Origin of the sequence: Pseudomonas sp. CIP-10, from assembly GCF_020911845.1 — a bacterium.
Taxonomy (GTDB): Bacteria; Pseudomonadota; Gammaproteobacteria; order Pseudomonadales; family Pseudomonadaceae; genus Aquipseudomonas; species Aquipseudomonas alloputida.
Window position 1 is genome coordinate 3,243,375 of the sequence record NZ_CP087160.1, and the last position, 16,563, is coordinate 3,259,937.

14 protein-coding genes are annotated in these 16,563 nt (G+C 63.9%); 13 read left to right on the plus strand and 1 reads right to left on the minus strand.

The genetic code is table 11. The features are described 5' to 3' along the window. Window positions 1–3: 3 nt before the first annotated feature. From LMH93_RS14700 to LMH93_RS14760, 13 genes are all read left to right on the plus strand, one after another. The gene (locus LMH93_RS14700; protein WP_003248323.1) at window positions 4–555 is read left to right on the plus strand and encodes a YbhB/YbcL family Raf kinase inhibitor-like protein; all 552 of its coding nucleotides are present in this window, start codon (window positions 4–6) and stop codon (window positions 553–555) included. Between the two features lie 553 nt (window positions 556–1,108). Further along, entirely contained in the window at window positions 1,109–2,170 is a 1,062-nt protein-coding gene (locus tag LMH93_RS14705; RefSeq protein WP_003248320.1) for a 3-deoxy-7-phosphoheptulonate synthase, read from the plus strand. An 80-nt stretch (window positions 2,171–2,250) separates the two neighbouring features. Beyond that, window positions 2,251–2,532: a peptidylprolyl isomerase gene (locus tag LMH93_RS14710; RefSeq protein ID WP_003248318.1), complete on the plus strand. Its 282-nt coding sequence runs from the start codon at window positions 2,251–2,253 to the stop codon at window positions 2,530–2,532. Window positions 2,533–2,674: 142 nt separating this feature from the next. Next, the gene (locus LMH93_RS14715; RefSeq protein WP_230064312.1) at window positions 2,675–4,474 is read left to right on the plus strand and encodes an extracellular solute-binding protein; all 1,800 of its coding nucleotides are present in this window, start codon (window positions 2,675–2,677) and stop codon (window positions 4,472–4,474) included. Beyond that, entirely contained in the window at window positions 4,471–5,529 is a 1,059-nt protein-coding gene (locus LMH93_RS14720) for a microcin C ABC transporter permease YejB (protein WP_003248306.1), read from the plus strand. Before LMH93_RS14715 ends, LMH93_RS14720 begins: the two co-directional genes overlap by 4 nt. Next, window positions 5,529–6,545: an ABC transporter permease gene (locus LMH93_RS14725; RefSeq protein WP_010953975.1), complete on the plus strand. Its 1,017-nt coding sequence runs from the start codon at window positions 5,529–5,531 to the stop codon at window positions 6,543–6,545. Before LMH93_RS14720 ends, LMH93_RS14725 begins: the two co-directional genes overlap by 1 nt. A gap of 59 nt (window positions 6,546–6,604) precedes the next feature. Then, window positions 6,605–7,987, plus strand: a complete 1,383-nt coding sequence (locus LMH93_RS14730) for a sigma-54 interaction domain-containing protein (RefSeq protein WP_003248302.1) — start codon at window positions 6,605–6,607, stop codon at window positions 7,985–7,987. Between the two features lie 225 nt (window positions 7,988–8,212). Then, window positions 8,213–9,604: a GntP family permease gene (locus tag LMH93_RS14735; protein WP_004576648.1), complete on the plus strand. Its 1,392-nt coding sequence runs from the start codon at window positions 8,213–8,215 to the stop codon at window positions 9,602–9,604. Between the two features lie 10 nt (window positions 9,605–9,614). Continuing rightward, window positions 9,615–10,385 (plus strand): 3-hydroxybutyrate dehydrogenase, encoded by a 771-nt coding sequence (gene hbdH / locus LMH93_RS14740; protein WP_185280301.1) that lies wholly within the window; start codon window positions 9,615–9,617, stop codon window positions 10,383–10,385. A gap of 55 nt (window positions 10,386–10,440) precedes the next feature. After that, entirely contained in the window at window positions 10,441–10,920 is a 480-nt protein-coding gene (gene eco / locus LMH93_RS14745; RefSeq protein WP_185280300.1) for a serine protease inhibitor ecotin, read from the plus strand. 92 nt (window positions 10,921–11,012) lie between these two features. Next, window positions 11,013–12,965, plus strand: coding sequence for an acetoacetate--CoA ligase (locus LMH93_RS14750; RefSeq protein ID WP_230064313.1), 1,953 nt, complete (start codon window positions 11,013–11,015; stop codon window positions 12,963–12,965). An 89-nt stretch (window positions 12,966–13,054) separates the two neighbouring features. Then, the gene (locus LMH93_RS14755) at window positions 13,055–13,330 is read left to right on the plus strand and encodes a peptidylprolyl isomerase (RefSeq protein ID WP_004576651.1); all 276 of its coding nucleotides are present in this window, start codon (window positions 13,055–13,057) and stop codon (window positions 13,328–13,330) included. 112 nt (window positions 13,331–13,442) lie between these two features. After that, window positions 13,443–15,917: an autotransporter family protein gene (locus LMH93_RS14760; protein ID WP_230064314.1), complete on the plus strand. Its 2,475-nt coding sequence runs from the start codon at window positions 13,443–13,445 to the stop codon at window positions 15,915–15,917. Here the strand turns inward: LMH93_RS14760 and LMH93_RS14765 are convergent. Further along, on the minus strand, window positions 15,914–16,537 hold the full coding sequence (locus LMH93_RS14765; protein ID WP_003248288.1) for a LysE family translocator: 624 nt from the start codon (window positions 16,535–16,537) through the stop codon (window positions 15,914–15,916). The genes LMH93_RS14760 and LMH93_RS14765 overlap by 4 nt on opposite strands. Window positions 16,538–16,563 lie beyond the last annotated feature (26 nt).

Consider the following 16,563-nt stretch of genomic DNA (forward strand, 5'->3'; position numbering starts at 1 on the left):
ACCATGCACCTCAGACACTGGCTGTTCGCTGCGTTGCTGCCCTGCACAGCGTTAGCCGCCGCGGGCGGCCAAGGCGCGATGTCGGTCAGTTCCTCGTCTTTCACCGATGGCGGCGTCATTGCCCTGCAACAGGTCGGCCAGGACCCGGCATGTGGGGCCGGTGAAGAGCGGACCCCGCAACTGAGCTGGGACAACCTGCCCGCAGGTACGCGATCACTGGCCCTGATCATGTTCGACCCGGACGGTGGCAAGGGCGTGGGTGTGGTGCACTGGGTGGCCTACAACATCGATCCCGAACAGGATGGGCTCAAGGAAGGCATGGCGGGGTTGAGCGGGCCCTACGTGACAGTGGGCCGCAACTCCCGTGGCACCCAGAGCTACCGCGGCCCCTGTCCACCCGCCGGCGACAACCCCCATCATTACGCACTGACCCTGATTGCCACCGACCTGCCCTTGGGTACTTTGCCCGAGGGGCTGGACCGCAGCGGCCTGCTGCAACTGCTGCAAGGCCACGCCCTGGGGGCGCAGAGCCTGGTCGGGCGCTACGGCCATTGAACCAGTCAGTACAAAAACAAATGATGGGCCCCATAGCATTTATCCATTGAATGGCCCGCACGAACTGAAGTAAGCTCGGGCTCATTCACTGGAGAGCAACATGCCGAAACACACCCGCAACCCCGCCAACCACACCGGTCGCAGCCTGCGCCCTGTGCTGGCCGTTGCCGGCTGCGTGGCACCTGCCAGCTATTACTTTGGGTATTGGTTTAGCCACTAGGCGCCGATACCCACCCGGCGCCCACCTTCGAGGGGCCGCCGAACATGAGAATACTCAACCCCCGGTCGGCTTCCCGACCGGGGGTTTTGCTTTTCAGGCCTTTGACCAACACCGATTCACCTTGAGGACAGATTCATGAACTACGCCACTTATTACTACGCAAACACCTCCGCCTGGCGATTTAGCCAATCCCGTTCGGGCCAGCCTGCCGCCTCCGATCGGTCTTCTACAGGTGGCAATGCAGCAGCCAATACGAATTCAACGATCTGTCGAACACCTCGATAGGGCCGACCATGCGGGCTTGAACCCGCTGTCCGCCCAGGGAAAAACGCCATGCACGCTTCCAGCCTCGCCCTGCCCCTGACCCAGCCGCAAGCGGCCAACACCACTGTCAGCAAACGCCTGCCCAGCCCGCACCTGCTCAAGCAACAGATGCCACTGCCCAGCGAACTGGCCCAGCAAGTCCAAGCCCATCGCCAGGCCATCCGCAACATCCTCGAAGGCCGCGACCCGCGCCTGCTGGTCATCGTCGGCCCCTGCTCGATTCATGACCCGCGCTCGGCCCTGGAATACGCCGACCGCCTGGCCGCCCTTGGCCGCGAAGTCAACGACAAGCTGCTGCTGGTGATGCGCGCCTACGTCGAAAAACCGCGTACTACAGTAGGCTGGAAAGGCCTGGCCTACGACCCGCACCTCGATGGCAGTGACGACATGCACTCGGGTATCGCCTTGTCCCGCGGGCTGATGCTGAACATGATCGAACGCGGCCTGCCAATTGCTACCGAGTTGCTGCAACCGATGGCCGCCGGCTACTTCGACGACCTGTTGGCCTGGGCCGCGATCGGCGCACGCACCACCGAATCGCAAATCCACCGCGAAATGGTCAGTGGCCTGGAGCTCCCGGTCGGCTTCAAGAACGGTACGGACGGCGGCATCGCCATCGCCAGCGACGCCATGCGCAGCGCGGCCCACCCACACCGCCACTTCGGTATGGATGCACAGGGCCACCCGGCGATCATCGAGACCTTGGGCAACCCGGACACACACCTTGTACTGCGTGGCGGCCACAAAGGCCCGAACCACGATGCCAACAGCATCGCCATGGCCCGCCAGGCGTTGGCCAAGGCCGGTCTGCAGGCACGGATCATGGTCGATTGCAGCCACGCCAACAGCGGCAAGGACCCGGCGCGCCAGCCAGCGGTCTTCAATGATGTGCTGGAGCAGCGCCTGGCCGGCGACCGTTCGTTGGTCGGCGTCATGATCGAAGGGCACTTGTTCGATGGCTGCCAGGCGCTGGGCAAGGGCACGCTGAAATACGGTGTGTCGATTACCGACGGCTGCCTGGGCTGGGCTTCGACCGAAACCCTGTTGCGTGAGGCGGCACAAAAACTGTAGGCCGAAGGTTGTAAGCCTGGCGAGACATACCCCGGACAAGTGCGCTAGGCTTGCCTTTTTACCCCCAAGGAGCAGTACCCATGGCCCGTGCAACCGCCCGCCACATTCTGGTCAGCAGCGAAGACAAGTGCAACGAACTCAAAGCCCAGATCGAAGCAGGCGCCGACTTCGCTGAAATCGCCAAAGCCAACTCCACCTGCCCGTCCAGCCGTCAGGGCGGTGACCTGGGCTCGTTCGGCCCAGGCCAGATGGTCAAGGAATTCGACACCGTGGTCTTCAGCGCCCCAGTCAACACTGTGCAAGGCCCGGTGAAGACCCAGTTCGGCTACCACCTGCTGGAAGTGACCAGCCGCCAGGACTGATTCACCCCTCCCGGTGATCAGCCCCCCTGTGGGAGCGGGTTTACCCGCGAAGAGGCCAGACCAGACAACCTCGTTGCCTGCTCCGACGCATTCGCGGGTAAAGCCGCTCCCACAAGTATTGTGGGGGCTTGTATTTTCGTGCATGGGCTTTACGGTCCAGGCCGCTCCCACCCACGCCCTCACGGTCTACGGCGAAGCCCCCCGCTACGCCGCCAGCTTCCGGCATTTCGACTATGTAAACCCCGACGCCCCCAAAGGCGGCATCTTGCGCCGTTCGGCCATCGAGATCGGCCAGTTCGACCATATCCTCCCCTACATCGACAAAGGCATCGGTGTCAGCGAAGTCGATGGTCTGTTGTACACGCCACTGGCGGTACGCTCTTACGATGAACCCTATACCGTTTACGGCCTGATCGCCCGGCGCATGGAGCGCGGCCCCAATGATGAGTGGCTGCGTTTCGACATCGACCCACGCGCCACCTTCGCCGATGGCAGGCCGGTGCGCGCCGAAGACGTGCGTTTCACCTTCGAACTGCTGATGAGCAAGGGCAGCCTGAAGTACCGGACCCAGTTCGCCGACGTGTCCCGCGTGACCGTAGAAAGCCTGCACAGCGTGCGATTCGACTTGAAGCCCGAGCACGGCCGCACCTTGGCGCTGGACCTCGCCAGCCTGCCGGTAATGCCCGAGCACGACTGGCAGCACCGCGATTTTGCCAACGGTGCCGGCTTCGACAAGCCGGTTGGCAGCGGGCCATACCGCATCGGGCGCATCGACAACGGCCGCAGCATCACCTTCGAACGCGACCCGACATGGTGGGCGCGTGACCTGCCGGCCAGCCGTGGCCGCTACAATTTCGACAAGCTGCGCATCGAGTACTTCGGCGACACCGAAGTGGCGCGCCAGGTACTCAAAGGCGGTGGCTACGACTACAACCGTGAGTTCTCCGCCACGGCCTACACCTTGGGCTACAACGGTGCGCAACTGGACGACGGCCGCCTGCAGCGCGCCCACCTGGGCCCGGCCAAACCGCAAGTGGCTCAGGGTTTTGTGTTCAACCTCGACCAGCCGCAGTTCAAGGACCGCCGTGTGCGGCAGGCGCTGGGTATGTTATGGGACTTCGAGTGGAGCAACCGGCAGATGATGCGCAACCTGTACATCCGCCAGCAAAGCGTGTTCTCCAATACGCCGTTGGCCGCTCGCCAGTTGCCGGATGCGGGTGAGTTGAAGCTGCTCGCCCCCTTGCGCGGCCAGGTGCCAGATGAAGTGTTCACCACGGTGTTCACTGCCCCGGTCACCGACGGCTCGGGGATCGTCCGTAAACAGCAGTTGCAGGCCCTGGCCCTGCTCGAACAAGCTGGCTGGCACCCCGAAGGCGACCGCCTGGTCAATAGCCAGGGCACGCCGCTGGCGTTCACGTTCCTCAATGGCCAGGCGGGCCTTGAACGCCTGCTGCTGCCGTGGAAGCGCAACCTGGCCCAGATCGGCGTGAGCCTGAACATCCGCAATGTCGACTCAGCCCAGTACGTCAACCGGCTGATGGCGCGCGATTACGACATGATCGTCACCGGCTACCCGGTCACCCTGTCGCCGGGCGCCGAGTTGTACAACTACTTTGGCTCGGCGGCCGCTCACGACCCCGGCTCGAACAACCTGATGGTTTTGCAGGACCCGGCCGTAGACCACCTGATCGACGGCCTGGTCCGCGCCGACACCCAGGCCGACATGCTGCGCCACGCCCATGCCCTGGACCGCGTGCTGCAATGGAATTATTACTGGATCCCCAACTACTACCCGCCAGGCAGCTCCACCGCCTGGTGGAACCGCTTCGGCCTGCCCAAGGTCCAGGCCACCTATGACGAGGGCCTGGACACCTGGTGGGAGGTCAGCCCTACCCCGCTGACCAACGCGCAGATGGCCGAACGCCGGAAGGCCTCGCCATGACCGCTTATATCCTGCGCCGTCTGTTGCTGATCATCCCGACGCTGCTGGCAATCCTGCTGGTCAATTTCGCCATCGTCCAGGCCGCGCCGGGTGGGCCGGTGGAGCAAGCCGTGGCGCGCCTGCAGGGCATCGGTGGCGGCGCCCCCGGCGCGCGAACTGAAGTGGTCCATGGCGAATCCCGGGCCACACGCGGCCTGGACCCGAAACTGATCGAAGAGATCAAGCGCCAGTATGGCTTCGACAAGTCCGCCCCCGAGCGGCTTTGGTTGATGCTCGGCCAATATGCCCGGCTGGACTTTGGCAACAGCTTCTTCCGCGGCGCCAAAGTCACCGACCTGATTCTCGACAAGTTGCCGGTCACCCTGTCGCTGGGCTTCTGGGCCACGCTGATCACCTACCTGGTGTCGATTCCGCTGGGCATCCGCAAGGCGATGCGCCACGGCAGCCGCTTCGATGCCTGGAGCAGCGCGTTGATCGTGATCGGTTACGCCCTGCCTTCGTTCCTGTTCGCGCTGCTGCTGATCGTCCTGTTTGCCGGCGGCACTTCGCTCAACTGGTTCCCGGTGCGCGGCCTGGTCTCGGACAATTTCGACGAGCTCAGCCTGCTGGGCAAGGTCGCCGACTACTTCTGGCACCTGGTGCTGCCGGTCGCGGCCCTGGTGATCGGTGGGTTCGCCACCCTCACGCTGTTGACCAAGAATGCCTTCCTCGACGAGGTTTCCCGCCAATACGTGGTCACTGCCCGGGCCAAGGGCCTCAGCGAACGCCGCGTGCTGTATGGCCACGTGTTGCGCAACGCCATGCTGCTGGTAGTGGCCGGGCTGCCACAGGCGCTGATCACGGTGTTTTTTGCCGGCTCGTTGCTGATCGAGGTGATCTTCTCGCTCGATGGCCTGGGCCGCATGAGCTATGAGGCCGCGGTGTCGCGGGACTACCCGGTGGTGTTCGGTACGCTGTTCATCTTCACCCTGGCGGGCCTGCTGATTCGCCTGCTCGGTGACCTCTCTTACACCCTGCTCGACCCGCGCATCGACTTCGATACGAGGGCGCACTGATGCTATCGCCCCTGTCGCGCCGTCGCCTGCAACGTTTTCGCCGCCACCGCCTGGGCTGGGTGTCGCTGTGGTTGTTTGCCGGCCTTCTGCTGCTGAGCCTTTGCGCCGAACTGGTGGCCAACGACAAGCCACTGCTGCTGGGCTACAAGGGCAATGTGTACGTGCCGGCGCTCAAACGCTATACCGAGCAGCAGTTCGGCGGGCAACTGCCGTTTCAGCCCGACTACCGCAGCGCCTATGTGCGCCAACTGATCGCGGAACAGGGTGGCTGGATGCTGTTCGCACCTATCCCGTTCAGTGCCGACACACCTAATTACGACCTGCAGGTGCCCACCCCCAGCCCGCCCAGTGCCAGCAACTGGCTAGGCACCGACGACCAAGGCCGTGACGTGCTGGCGCGGGTGCTTTATGGCACGCGGGTATCGCTGCTGTTCGCCTTTGCCCTGACCGTGGTCAGTGTGCTCATAGGCGTGGCGGCGGGCGCCCTGCAAGGCTACCACGGGGGCTGGGTCGACCTGTTCGGCCAGCGCTTGCTGGAGGTATGGTCGGGGTTGCCCGTGTTGTATCTGTTGATCATCCTCAGCGGTTTTGTCGAACCGGATTTCTGGTGGCTGCTGGGGATCATGGCGCTGTTCTCCTGGCTGACCCTGGTCGACGTCGTGCGCGCCGAGTTCCTGCGTGGGCGCAACCTGGAGTATGTAAAGGCAGCGCGGGCGTTGGGATTACCGGACAGTCAGGTAATGTTGCGGCATATCTTGCCCAATGCCATGAATGCCACGCTGACCTATGTGCCGTTCATGCTGACCGGGGCGATTACCACACTCACCGCGCTGGACTTTCTGGGCTTTGGCATGCCAGCGGGCAGCGCCTCGCTGGGCGAGCTGGTGACCCAGGGCAAGCAGCACCTGGAGGCGCCGTGGCTGGGCTTTACCGCGTTCTTTGCGCTGGCGGTGATCCTGTCACTGCTGGTGTTTATCGGGGATGCCTTGCGTGAGGCGTTTGACCCCCGACGATGAGTTTTCAGGCCAGGCCTTTTCGCGGGCTTGTGCCAATACATGATTCAGGATGTTCACCCATGCACGACAGCAACAGCCTCAAGGACTACCCCCAGGTACGGCAACTGGCGATCCGCTCGCTGTTCGAGATCATCGAACAGTCCAGCGAAGGCACGGTGATCGTCGACCGCCAGGCACGCATCGTCTGGATGAACGAACGCTACGCTCGGCGCTTTGGCCTGGCCGACGCTGCCAGTGCCATCGGCCAGCCGTGCGAAACAGTGATCCCCGGCAGCCTGATGCGCGACGTGGTGAGCAATGGCCGCCCCATCCTGCTGGACATGCTCGACACGCCGAACGAGCCGTTGGTGGTCATGCGCCTGCCCATCCACGATGACCAGGGCGCGCTGATCGGCGCCATTGGCTTTGCCCTGTTCGACGAACTGCGCAGCCTGTCGCCGCTGCTCAAGCGCTACGCCAGCATGCAGCAGGAACTGGCCTCGACCCGCTCGCAACTGCGCGCCCGCCAGGCCAAATACAGCTTCGCCCAGTTCGTAGGCAGCAGCGCGCCCAGCCTGGAAGCCAAGCGACGCGCCCGGCGTGGCGCCGGCAGTGATTCGCCCGTGTTGCTGCTGGGCGAAACCGGCACCGGCAAGGAGCTGCTGGCCCACGCCATTCACGCAGCGTCAGCACGGGCACACAAAGCTTTTGTCAGCATCAACAGCGCCGCCATCCCCGAGACGCTGCTGGAAGCCGAATTCTTCGGCACCGCGCCGGGTGCCTTTACCGGCGCAGACCGCAAAGGCCGCAGCGGCAAGCTGCAACTGGCCGAAGGCGGCACGCTGTTCCTCGACGAGATCGGCGACATGCCGCTGGCCCTGCAGAGCAAGCTGCTGCGGGTGCTGCAGGAAAAGGAATACGAACCGGTCGGGTCGAACCAAATGCTGCGCAGCGATGTGCGCATCATTGCCGCCACCTCCATCGACCTGCAGGCAGCCATGGCCCGCGGGGCCTTCCGCGCCGACCTGTATTACCGGCTGAATGTGCTGCCGATCGAAGTCCCGCCGTTGCGACAACGGCTTGAGGACCTGCCCGCGCTGTGCGAGGCCATATTGGCTGAGCTGGGCAGCCAGTACGAGCTGGAAGCTGAAGCGCAGCAACTGCTGGCCAGGCATGCGTGGCCGGGGAACATTCGCGAGCTGCGCAATGTGCTGGAGCGCGCGACCCTGCTGGCGGATCAGCCCCGGTTGGGGGTTGCGGACCTGCGTGCGGCATTGGGGCCATTGAGCCCGCTGGCTGAAGCGCCCGTGCGGCAGCGCTACCGTGACGCGTGCGAGGCCTTTGAACGCGGCCTGATTGCCGGGGCGCTGGCCGAACAGGGAGGAAAAGTGCCAGAGGCCGCGGCAGCCTTAGGGCTGGGGCGGTCGACGCTGTACAAGAAGATGGCGGCACTTGGTCTCTGATTGGAGACTTTTGTTTCTGATTTGAGATTGCCGCCAGAGGTGCGCCCTTTATCACAGGCAAGCCAGCGATGGGCTGTAACGCAGCCCCTGGCGTCTCTGAAGGTAGACATAGACTTCTAACAAAACCCTTTAACCCTTACAAATCAGCCAGTTACATAGTTGGCACGATTCCCGCTATCTCCTGTTCAACGATAAAAACAAGACTCACCCAGGAGACCCACCCCGATGACCGTGCTCATCGCACTCGCCGCTCTGGCCTTGCTGATGCTGGCCGCCTACCGCGGTTACAGCGTAATCCTCTTCGCCCCCATTGCCGCCCTCGGCGCTGTCCTGCTCACCGACCCTGCTGCCGTCGCCCCTGCGTTCACGGGGGTGTTCATGGAGAAAATGGTCGGTTTCATCAAACTGTACTTCCCGGTATTCCTGCTGGGCGCGGTGTTCGGCAAGCTGATCGAGCTGTCCGGCTTCTCCCGCTCGATCGTCGCCGCGGCCATCCGCCTGCTCGGCACCCGCCAGGCGATGCTGGTCATCGTACTGGTCTGTGCCCTGCTCACTTACGGCGGTGTTTCGCTGTTCGTGGTGGTGTTCGCGGTGTACCCGTTCGCCGCCGAAATGTTCCGTCAGAGCAACATCCCCAAACGCCTGATCCCGGCCACCATCGCCCTAGGCGCATTCTCGTTCACCATGGACGCCCTGCCCGGCACCCCACAGATCCAGAACATCATCCCCAGCACCTTCTTCAACACCACCGCCTGGGCCGCACCGTGGCTGGGCCTGATCGGCACGCTGTTCGTGTTCCTTACCGGCATGGCCTACCTGCAGCGCCAGCGCAACAAGGCCCTGCGCGCCGGTGAAGGTTATGGCACCGACTTGCGCAACGAACCGGAAACCGCTGCCGACCTGAGCCTGCCCAACCCCTGGCTGGCGCTGTCGCCGCTGATACTGGTGGGGGTGATGAACCTGGTGTTCACCCACTGGATACCACAATGGTACGGCCCCAGTCACAGCCTGCAATTGCCAGGCATGAGTGCACCGGTACAAAGCGACGTGGCCAAGCTGACGGCCATCTGGGCTGTGCAGGCCGCGTTGCTGGTGGGCATCCTGATGGTCCTGGTGTGCGCCTTTGGCGCCATTCGTACACGCCTGGCCGAAGGCACCAAAAGCGCGGTGGGTGGTGCCTTGCTGGCAGCCATGAACACCGCTTCGGAATACGGCTTTGGCGCGGTAATCGCCTCGCTGCCGGGTTTTCTGGTGCTGGCCGATGCCTTGCGCGGCATCCCCAACCCCTTGGTGAACGAAGCCATCACCGTGACCTTGCTGGCCGGCATCACCGGCTCCGCTTCGGGCGGCATGAGCATCGCCTTGGCAGCCATGGGCGACACGTTCATCGCCGCCGCCCACGCGGCCGATATCCCGCTGGAAGTGCTACACCGGGTAGCCGCCATGGCCAGCGGTGGCATGGACACCCTGCCGCACAACGGCGCGGTGATCACCTTGCTGGCGGTGACCGGCCTCACCCACCGCGAGGCCTACAAGGACATTTTTGGTATTACCCTGATCAAGACCCTGGCGGTGTTCGTGGTCATCGCCACGTTCTACGCCACTGGCATCGTCTAAGGAGCATGGCATGACCCTTGAAGGCAAAACTGCACTCGTCACCGGTTCCACCAGCGGCATTGGCCTGGGCATCGCCCAGGTATTGGCCCGGGCTGGCGCCAACATCGTGCTCAACGGCTTTGGCGACCCGGGCCCCGCCATGGCGGAAATTGCCCGGCACGGGGTGAAGGTTGTGCATCACCCGGCCGACCTGTCGGATGTGATCCAGATCGAGGCCTTGTTCAACGTAGCCGAACGTGAGTTCGGCGGCGTCGACATCCTGGTCAACAACGCCGGTATCCAGCATGTGGCACCGGTTGAGCAGTTCCCGCCAGAAAGCTGGGACAAGATCATCGCCCTGAACCTGTCGGCCGTATTCCATGGCACACGCCTGGCGCTGCCGGGCATGCGCACGCGCAACTGGGGGCGCATCATCAATATCGCTTCGGTGCATGGCCTGGTCGGCTCGATGGGCAAGGCAGCCTACGTGGCAGCCAAGCATGGTGTGGTCGGCCTGACCAAGGTGGTAGGCCTGGAAACCGCCACCAGTCATGTCACCTGCAATGCCATTTGCCCGGGCTGGGTGCTGACACCGCTGGTGCAAAAGCAGATCGACGATCGTGCGGCCCAGGGTGGCGATCGGCTGCAAGCGCAGCACGATCTGCTGGCAGAAAAACAACCATCGCTGGCCTTCGTCACCCCCGAACACCTCGGTGAGCTGGTACTCTTCCTGTGCAGCGAGGCCGGTAGCCAGGTTCGCGGCGCCGCCTGGAACGTCGACGGTGGCTGGTTGGCCCAGTGACGGGCGGCCTGGGCCTGGCAACGGTCCCGCATTCGTTTATCAGCAAGGAGGCCTTATGCGCCCTACCCCAATGACCGCGATTCTGGCCCTGAGCCTGGCCGCCGCCGCACCTGCGATGGCCGCCAGCCTGAAGGACATCGCGCCCTACCCCGAGGCGGAAAAAGGCTTCACCCGGCAGGTTATCCACCTGCCGGCCCAGGCCGACGAGTCGGCCTATAAACTGGAAATCCTGGCTGGCAAGACGCTGCAGGTCGACTGCAATCGTCAGCGACTGGGCGGCAACCTTGAAGCACGCACCCTGGAAGGCTGGGGCTACGATTACTACCGCCTGGACAACGTCAGCGGCCCGGCCAGCACGCTGATGGCCTGCCCGGACAGCAAGAAGACCGAGGCCTTCGTGCCGGTGGTCGGCGATGGCTTCCTGCTGCGCTACAACAGCAAGCTGCCGGTGGTGGTGTATGTGCCCAAGGATGTCGAAGTGCGTTACCGCGTTTGGTCGGCATCGCAGGATGTGCTGAAGGCTAAAGTAGAGTAGGCAGGACCGCTTTCTCTGCAGGGTCAGCCTCTTCGCACCACAAGGCTGATCCTGCCCTGAGCCTGTTTTTGTTCCGGTAAAGGAGATTCGGCATGAACGATGTGCTCTGGCGCCCGTCCACAACGCAGATCGAGGCCAGCCGGATGGATGCCTTCCGCCGCCGGGTCAACCTGCGCTACAACCTGCAACTCAACGACTACCAGGCCCTGCACGGCTGGAGCATCGAACAGCGCCCCGCCTTCTGGCAAACCCTGGCCGAGTATTTCAACGTTCATTGGCATACGCCGCCCAGCCAGGTGCTCAGCGAAGGGCCGCAAATGCCCGATGCACAGTGGTTCGCCAATGCCACCCTGAACTTTGCCGAACACCTGCTGCGCCGCCGCGACGACCGCCCGGCCGTGGTCGCCGTGCGCGAAGACGGCCAACGCGAAGTGTTTACCCATGCCGAACTGGCCGCACAGGTGGCCGGGCTGCAAACGGCATTCAAGGCTGCAGGTATCGTCCCGGGCGACCGGGTAGCCGCCATCATGCCCAACACCTGGCAAACACTGGTGGCCATGCTCGCCTGCACCAGCCTTGGCGCGGTCTGGTCTACCTCCTCGCCCGAGTTCGGCGTGCACGGCATCATCGACCGCTTCGGCCAGATCGAACCCAAGCTGCTGATCGTCTGCGCCGGTTACGAGTATGCTGGCAAGGCCATCGACCAGGTGACCAAGGTCAACCAGGTGTGTGCGCAGTTGCCTGGCCTGGAGCAACTGATCGTGGTGCCCCATACCCGCAAAGGCACGCGTGCCGACGAATTCCAGGCAGCCAACGTCAGCCTGTGGGATGACTTCTTCCAGCCCGGCGGCGAGCCCCGTTTCACCCCGCTGCCGTTCGACCACCCGCTGTACATCCTCTATTCCAGTGGCACCACTGGCGTCCCCAAGTGCATTGTCCATCGCGCCGGAGGCGTGCTGTTGCAGCACCTCAAGGAACACGGCCTGCACAACGATCTGAAGGCCGATGACGTGCTGTTCTACTACACCACCTGCGGCTGGATGATGTGGAACTGGCTGGCCAGCGGCCTGGCGGTGGGTGCCACGCTGGTGCTGTACGACGGCTCGCCGTTCCACCCAGGCCCCGGGCGCCTTCTGGACCTGATAGAGGCCGAGGGTATCCACGCTTTCGGTACCAGCGCCAAGTACCTGGCGGCGCTTGAGCAGGCAGGCCTGGAACCTGCCACCAGCCACTGCCTGACCAGCCTGCGGCTGCTGCTGTCCACCGGCTCGCCGCTGTCACCGCACAGCTATGACTATGTGTACGACAAGATCAAGGCCGACCTGTGGCTCGTGTCCATGTCGGGCGGCACGGACATTGTCTCCTGCTTCGTGCTGGGCAACCCGACCCTGCCTGTGCGTCGCGGCGAAATCCAGTGCAAGGGCCTGGGTATGGCGGTGGAGGTGTGGAACGAGCAGGGTCAGCCCGTGGTGGACGAAAAAGGCGAGCTGGTGTGCACGCGCAACTTCCCCTCGATGCCACTCGGTTTCTGGAACGACCCGGACGGTCACCGTTACCACGATGCCTACTTCAGTCAGTTTCCGGGGGTGTGGGCCCAAGGCGACTACGCCGAGCAGCGTGCCAGCGGGGGCATGGTGATCCACGGTCGCTCCGACGCCGTGCTCAACCCGGGCGGCGTGCGCATTGGCACGGCGGAGATCTACCGCCAGGTGGAAAAAGTCGAACAGGTTGTTGAAAGCGTGGCCATCGGCCAGGACTGGAACGGGGATGTGCGGGTGGTGCTGTTCGTGCGTCTGCACGACGGCCTGCAGCTGGATGACGCCCTGCGCCAGCACATCCGCCAGGTGATACGCCAGTACACCACACCCCGCCATGTCCCGGCGGTGATCGCCCAGGTCAGCGACATACCGCGCACCATCAGTGGCAAGCTGGTGGAACTGGCGATTCGCGATGTGGTGCATGGGTTGCCGGTGAAAAACACCGATGCCCTGGCCAACCCGGAGGCGCTTGATCAGTTTCGTGATCGCGCAGAGCTGAAGAGCTGACATTCATCGCGCGGCCATTTAGGCGCGATCGCTACAACAGGACTCAATCAGGCATAATGCCGCCTTTTTCCCCGATGCACAGGTAGCCCATGAAAGCCCAAGCCCGCCACATACTGGTCAAGACCGCTGACGAAGCCGAAAAGCTCAAGCAGCGCATCGCCAACGGTGAGGCTTTCGACGTGCTCGCCAAAAAGTGCTCTCTTTGCCCATCGGGCAAGCGCGGTGGTGACCTGGGCGAAATTCGCCCCGGGCAGATGGTCGGCGCCATCGACCAGGTGATCTTCAAGAAGCCTTTGCGTGTGGTACACGGGCCGATCAAGAGCAAATTCGGCTACCACCTGGTGCAAACGTTCTACCGCGACTAACGCGCTAGCCCTTTGCCACCTGACATTTTTGCCAGTTGTGGTCGTGACGCACTCCTCTATACAACCCCGGTAACCCTGTGCACCACGCGTGGTGCGCAGGTTTCCCTGGTGAATGGAGGTTTTCCTGATGCGTCTACGCCTGATGCTGACCCTGGGTTCGCTCCCGCTGCTGGGCATGGTCACGCCCGCCCAAGCAAATTGCACCTTCGCACCCGGCCCGGGTAACGACACCTACACCTGTGACAGCGGCACCGCACCCGCGTTGGTGGACAGCAGCGGCGATAACCGCCTGGTATTCCCGGCATCCGGTAGCGGCGCCATTACCGGCGACGTAACCTTCGGCGCCGGCAAAGACAGCATCGACATGGGCTCTGGCAGCATCGGCGGCAACGTCAACCAAGGCGCCGGCATCGATGACTTCGTCATGAGCGGCGGCGTCATCGAAGGCAACCTCAACCAGGGTGATGGCCTGGACACCTTTCACATGAGCGGCGGCTGGATCAAGGGCACGTTCGACAGCGGCGACTATGCCGAAATGGACGACGGACGTATCGGCAACGTCAACATGCGGCTGGACGAGAACACCTTCATCATGCGTGGCGGCAGCGTCGACCGGAATGTCATCACGGCCTTCGACAAGGACTACATCGAAGTCTTCGAGGGCAACATCGGTGGCAACATCAGCGTCAGCGGTGGCGACGACCAGGTGCTGGTGCACGGTGGCCAGGTTGGCGGCGATGTGTTGCTGAGCACTGGCAACGACCGCTTCACCTGGGACGGAGGCCGTATTGGCGGGCGCGTGGATGCCGGGCCAGGTGATGACACGGCGCTGCTCAAAGGCCTTACGCCCGAGGTGCTCAGTATCACGTTGGACGGCGGCGAAGGTAACGACAGCCTGACGTTCGATGCCAGCCAGCCGGCAGGCGGTGCCCACTATGTGAATTGGGAGCGCGTGGCACTGAACAACGGCAGCCGGCTGGTACTGGATGACACGCTGGTACTGGGCGACAGCAACAGCAGCACGGGCAGCCTCGCCCTCGACGCCAGCAGCCGCATCACGTCACGCCAAGGGGTGATCACTGCGTTTGCCCCAGGCCAGCGCGCCGCAATCAGCAACGCAGGCACACTTGACCTCACCGCCGGCAATGATGCCATGGGCCGCTTGCGCATCGAGGGCGATTACACCGGCATCAACGGCACCCTGCGCCTGAACAGCGTGCTGGACGGCGATGGCGCTGCTTCCGATCGCCTGGTGGTCAGCCGCGGCGCCATCGCCGGCTCTACCCAGGTGCTCATCAACAACCTCAACGGCGCAGGTGCGGCGACGGCGCAGAACGGCATCCAGGTGGTCGAAGCCCGTGACGGCGCCACCAGCACGGCCACCGCCTTTGTACAGACCCAAAGGCTATCGGCCGGAGCCTACGACTATCGGCTGTTCAAAGGGGGCGTCACTGCCGGCAGTGAAAACAGCTGGTACCTGCGCTCGACGCTGGTTGCGCCACCCGCCCCAGCCCCTGTGCCGGCACCGGGCGAGCCGCCCGTGATCGCCCCGGCCGTCACCCCGCCCGTCGCTGCGCCAGCGCCCGGCCAGGCCGAGCTGCCGGCGCCGGTGCAGGGCCAAAGCCTGCCGCTGTACCGCCCCGAGGTCCCGGTGTATGCCGCCGCGCCACGGGGTGCCGCGATCATCGCCCGTCAGGCATTGGGCACCTTCCACCAACGCCAGGGCGACCAGCTGTTACTGCAGGGTGAAAGCGCCCTGCCCGCCAGCTGGGGGCAAGCCTACGGCGGCACGCTGCGCCAGCAATGGAGCGGCACGGTCAGCCCGAGCCTGGATGGCGACCTGTACGGTTTCAAGGTGGGCCAGGACCTGTATGCCAAGGTTGGCGAGAACGGTTACCGCCAGCATGTCGGTATCTACGTAAGCCATAGCCGCCTGGACGCCGACGTCAAAGGGTTTGCCCTGGCCGTTCACGACCGCAGCGTGGGCGACCTGAAACTCGATGGCGACAGCGTGGGCACCTACTGGACGCTGGTCGGGCCACAGGGCGCGTACCTGGACGCGGTGTTGCAATACACCCGCCTGGATGGCCGCGCCCGCTCCGAGCGTGGCGACACGCTGAACCTCGACGGCCACGCCTGGACAGCTTCACTGGAATCGGGCTACCCCATCACCCTGTCCGAGCGCTGGCGCGTGGAACCGCAAGCTCAACTGATTGCGCAAAAGGTCACGCTGGACAGCGCCAGCGACAGCGTCTCGCGCATCCGTCATGACGCCCAGGTCGAGCTGACCGGCCGCTTGGGCCTGCGCCTGGAGGGTGCGTTCACGGGGAGCAGCGGGCGCCTGTTGCAGCCCTATGCGCAGGTCAACCTGTGGCACGGCGACGGTGGGCGCGACACCTTGAGCTTCGATGACGCAGACAAGATCAAGACCGATTACCGCTATACCTCAGTGCAACTGGAAAGCGGTGTGGTCGCGCAGGTCAACGAAGCGCTGAGCCTGCATGGCGGCGTGCAGTACACCGCCAACCTGGACAGCCGCCAGCAGGAAGCCAGCGGCGTTAACCTGGGCGTGCGCTGGCAGTTCTAGCGGCGCGCAGCCAGCAGACCGAGGCCCGCGCAACCCAGCAAGGAAGCGCTGACCCGGTTGAACATCCGGCGTGGGCCGGGCTGGCTGAACCAGCGCTGCATGTAGGCGCCCAGGCCTGAGTAGATGGCAATGGCCGCCCATTCCAGCAGCAGGAACAACACACCCAGCCAAAGGAACTGCTCACTCACCGGGGTGCTGCTACCGACCGAGACGAACTGCGGCAGGAAGGCGGTGAAGATCAGGATGGCCTTGGGGTTGCCGGCCGCCACCCAGAACTCCTGGCGCGCCAGGCGCCAAGTGCCGCCTGGGTGATCGCTTGCCACCACGGCCTCGCTCACAGGTGCGCGCCACAGTTGCCAGGCGATGTAGAACAGGTAGGCCGCGCCCACCACCTTGATGGCCAGGAACAGGTATTCGCTGGTATGCAACACCACTGCCAGGCCCATCGCTGCCAGGGCGATCATGCCGCAGAAGGCAAGGATACGGCCGGCGCCGGCCACACAGGCGGTGCGCAGGCCGTAACGGCTGGCGTTGTGCAGTGACAACAGGTTGTTGGGCCCTGGCGCCATGTTCAAGGCAAAGCAGGCGGGGATGAAGAGCAGCAGGCTTGAAAGGTCCATTCTCGTTTTCCTCTGACAACAGCCCT

Excerpts from the sequence above, each read along its gene's own strand:
- LMH93_RS14730 (WP_003248302.1), top strand. The coding sequence starts at position 6,605 with ATGCACGACAGCAACAGCCTCAAGGACTACCCCCAGGTACGGCAACTG.
- LMH93_RS14735 (WP_004576648.1), top strand. The coding sequence starts at position 8,213 with ATGACCGTGCTCATCGCACTCGCCGCTCTGGCCTTGCTGATGCTGGCC.
- LMH93_RS14710 (WP_003248318.1), top strand. The coding sequence starts at position 2,251 with ATGGCCCGTGCAACCGCCCGCCACATTCTGGTCAGCAGCGAAGACAAG.
- eco (WP_185280300.1), top strand. The coding sequence starts at position 10,441 with ATGCGCCCTACCCCAATGACCGCGATTCTGGCCCTGAGCCTGGCCGCC.
- LMH93_RS14750 (WP_230064313.1), top strand. The coding sequence starts at position 11,013 with ATGAACGATGTGCTCTGGCGCCCGTCCACAACGCAGATCGAGGCCAGC.
- LMH93_RS14765 (WP_003248288.1), bottom strand. The coding sequence starts at position 16,537 with ATGGACCTTTCAAGCCTGCTGCTCTTCATCCCCGCCTGCTTTGCCTTG.
- LMH93_RS14720 (WP_003248306.1), top strand. The coding sequence starts at position 4,471 with ATGACCGCTTATATCCTGCGCCGTCTGTTGCTGATCATCCCGACGCTG.
- LMH93_RS14760 (WP_230064314.1), top strand. The coding sequence starts at position 13,443 with ATGGAGGTTTTCCTGATGCGTCTACGCCTGATGCTGACCCTGGGTTCG.
- LMH93_RS14715 (WP_230064312.1), top strand. The coding sequence starts at position 2,675 with ATGGGCTTTACGGTCCAGGCCGCTCCCACCCACGCCCTCACGGTCTAC.
- LMH93_RS14705 (WP_003248320.1), top strand. The coding sequence starts at position 1,109 with ATGCACGCTTCCAGCCTCGCCCTGCCCCTGACCCAGCCGCAAGCGGCC.
- hbdH (WP_185280301.1), top strand. The coding sequence starts at position 9,615 with ATGACCCTTGAAGGCAAAACTGCACTCGTCACCGGTTCCACCAGCGGC.
- LMH93_RS14725 (WP_010953975.1), top strand. The coding sequence starts at position 5,529 with ATGCTATCGCCCCTGTCGCGCCGTCGCCTGCAACGTTTTCGCCGCCAC.
- LMH93_RS14700 (WP_003248323.1), top strand. The coding sequence starts at position 4 with ATGCACCTCAGACACTGGCTGTTCGCTGCGTTGCTGCCCTGCACAGCG.
- LMH93_RS14755 (WP_004576651.1), top strand. The coding sequence starts at position 13,055 with ATGAAAGCCCAAGCCCGCCACATACTGGTCAAGACCGCTGACGAAGCC.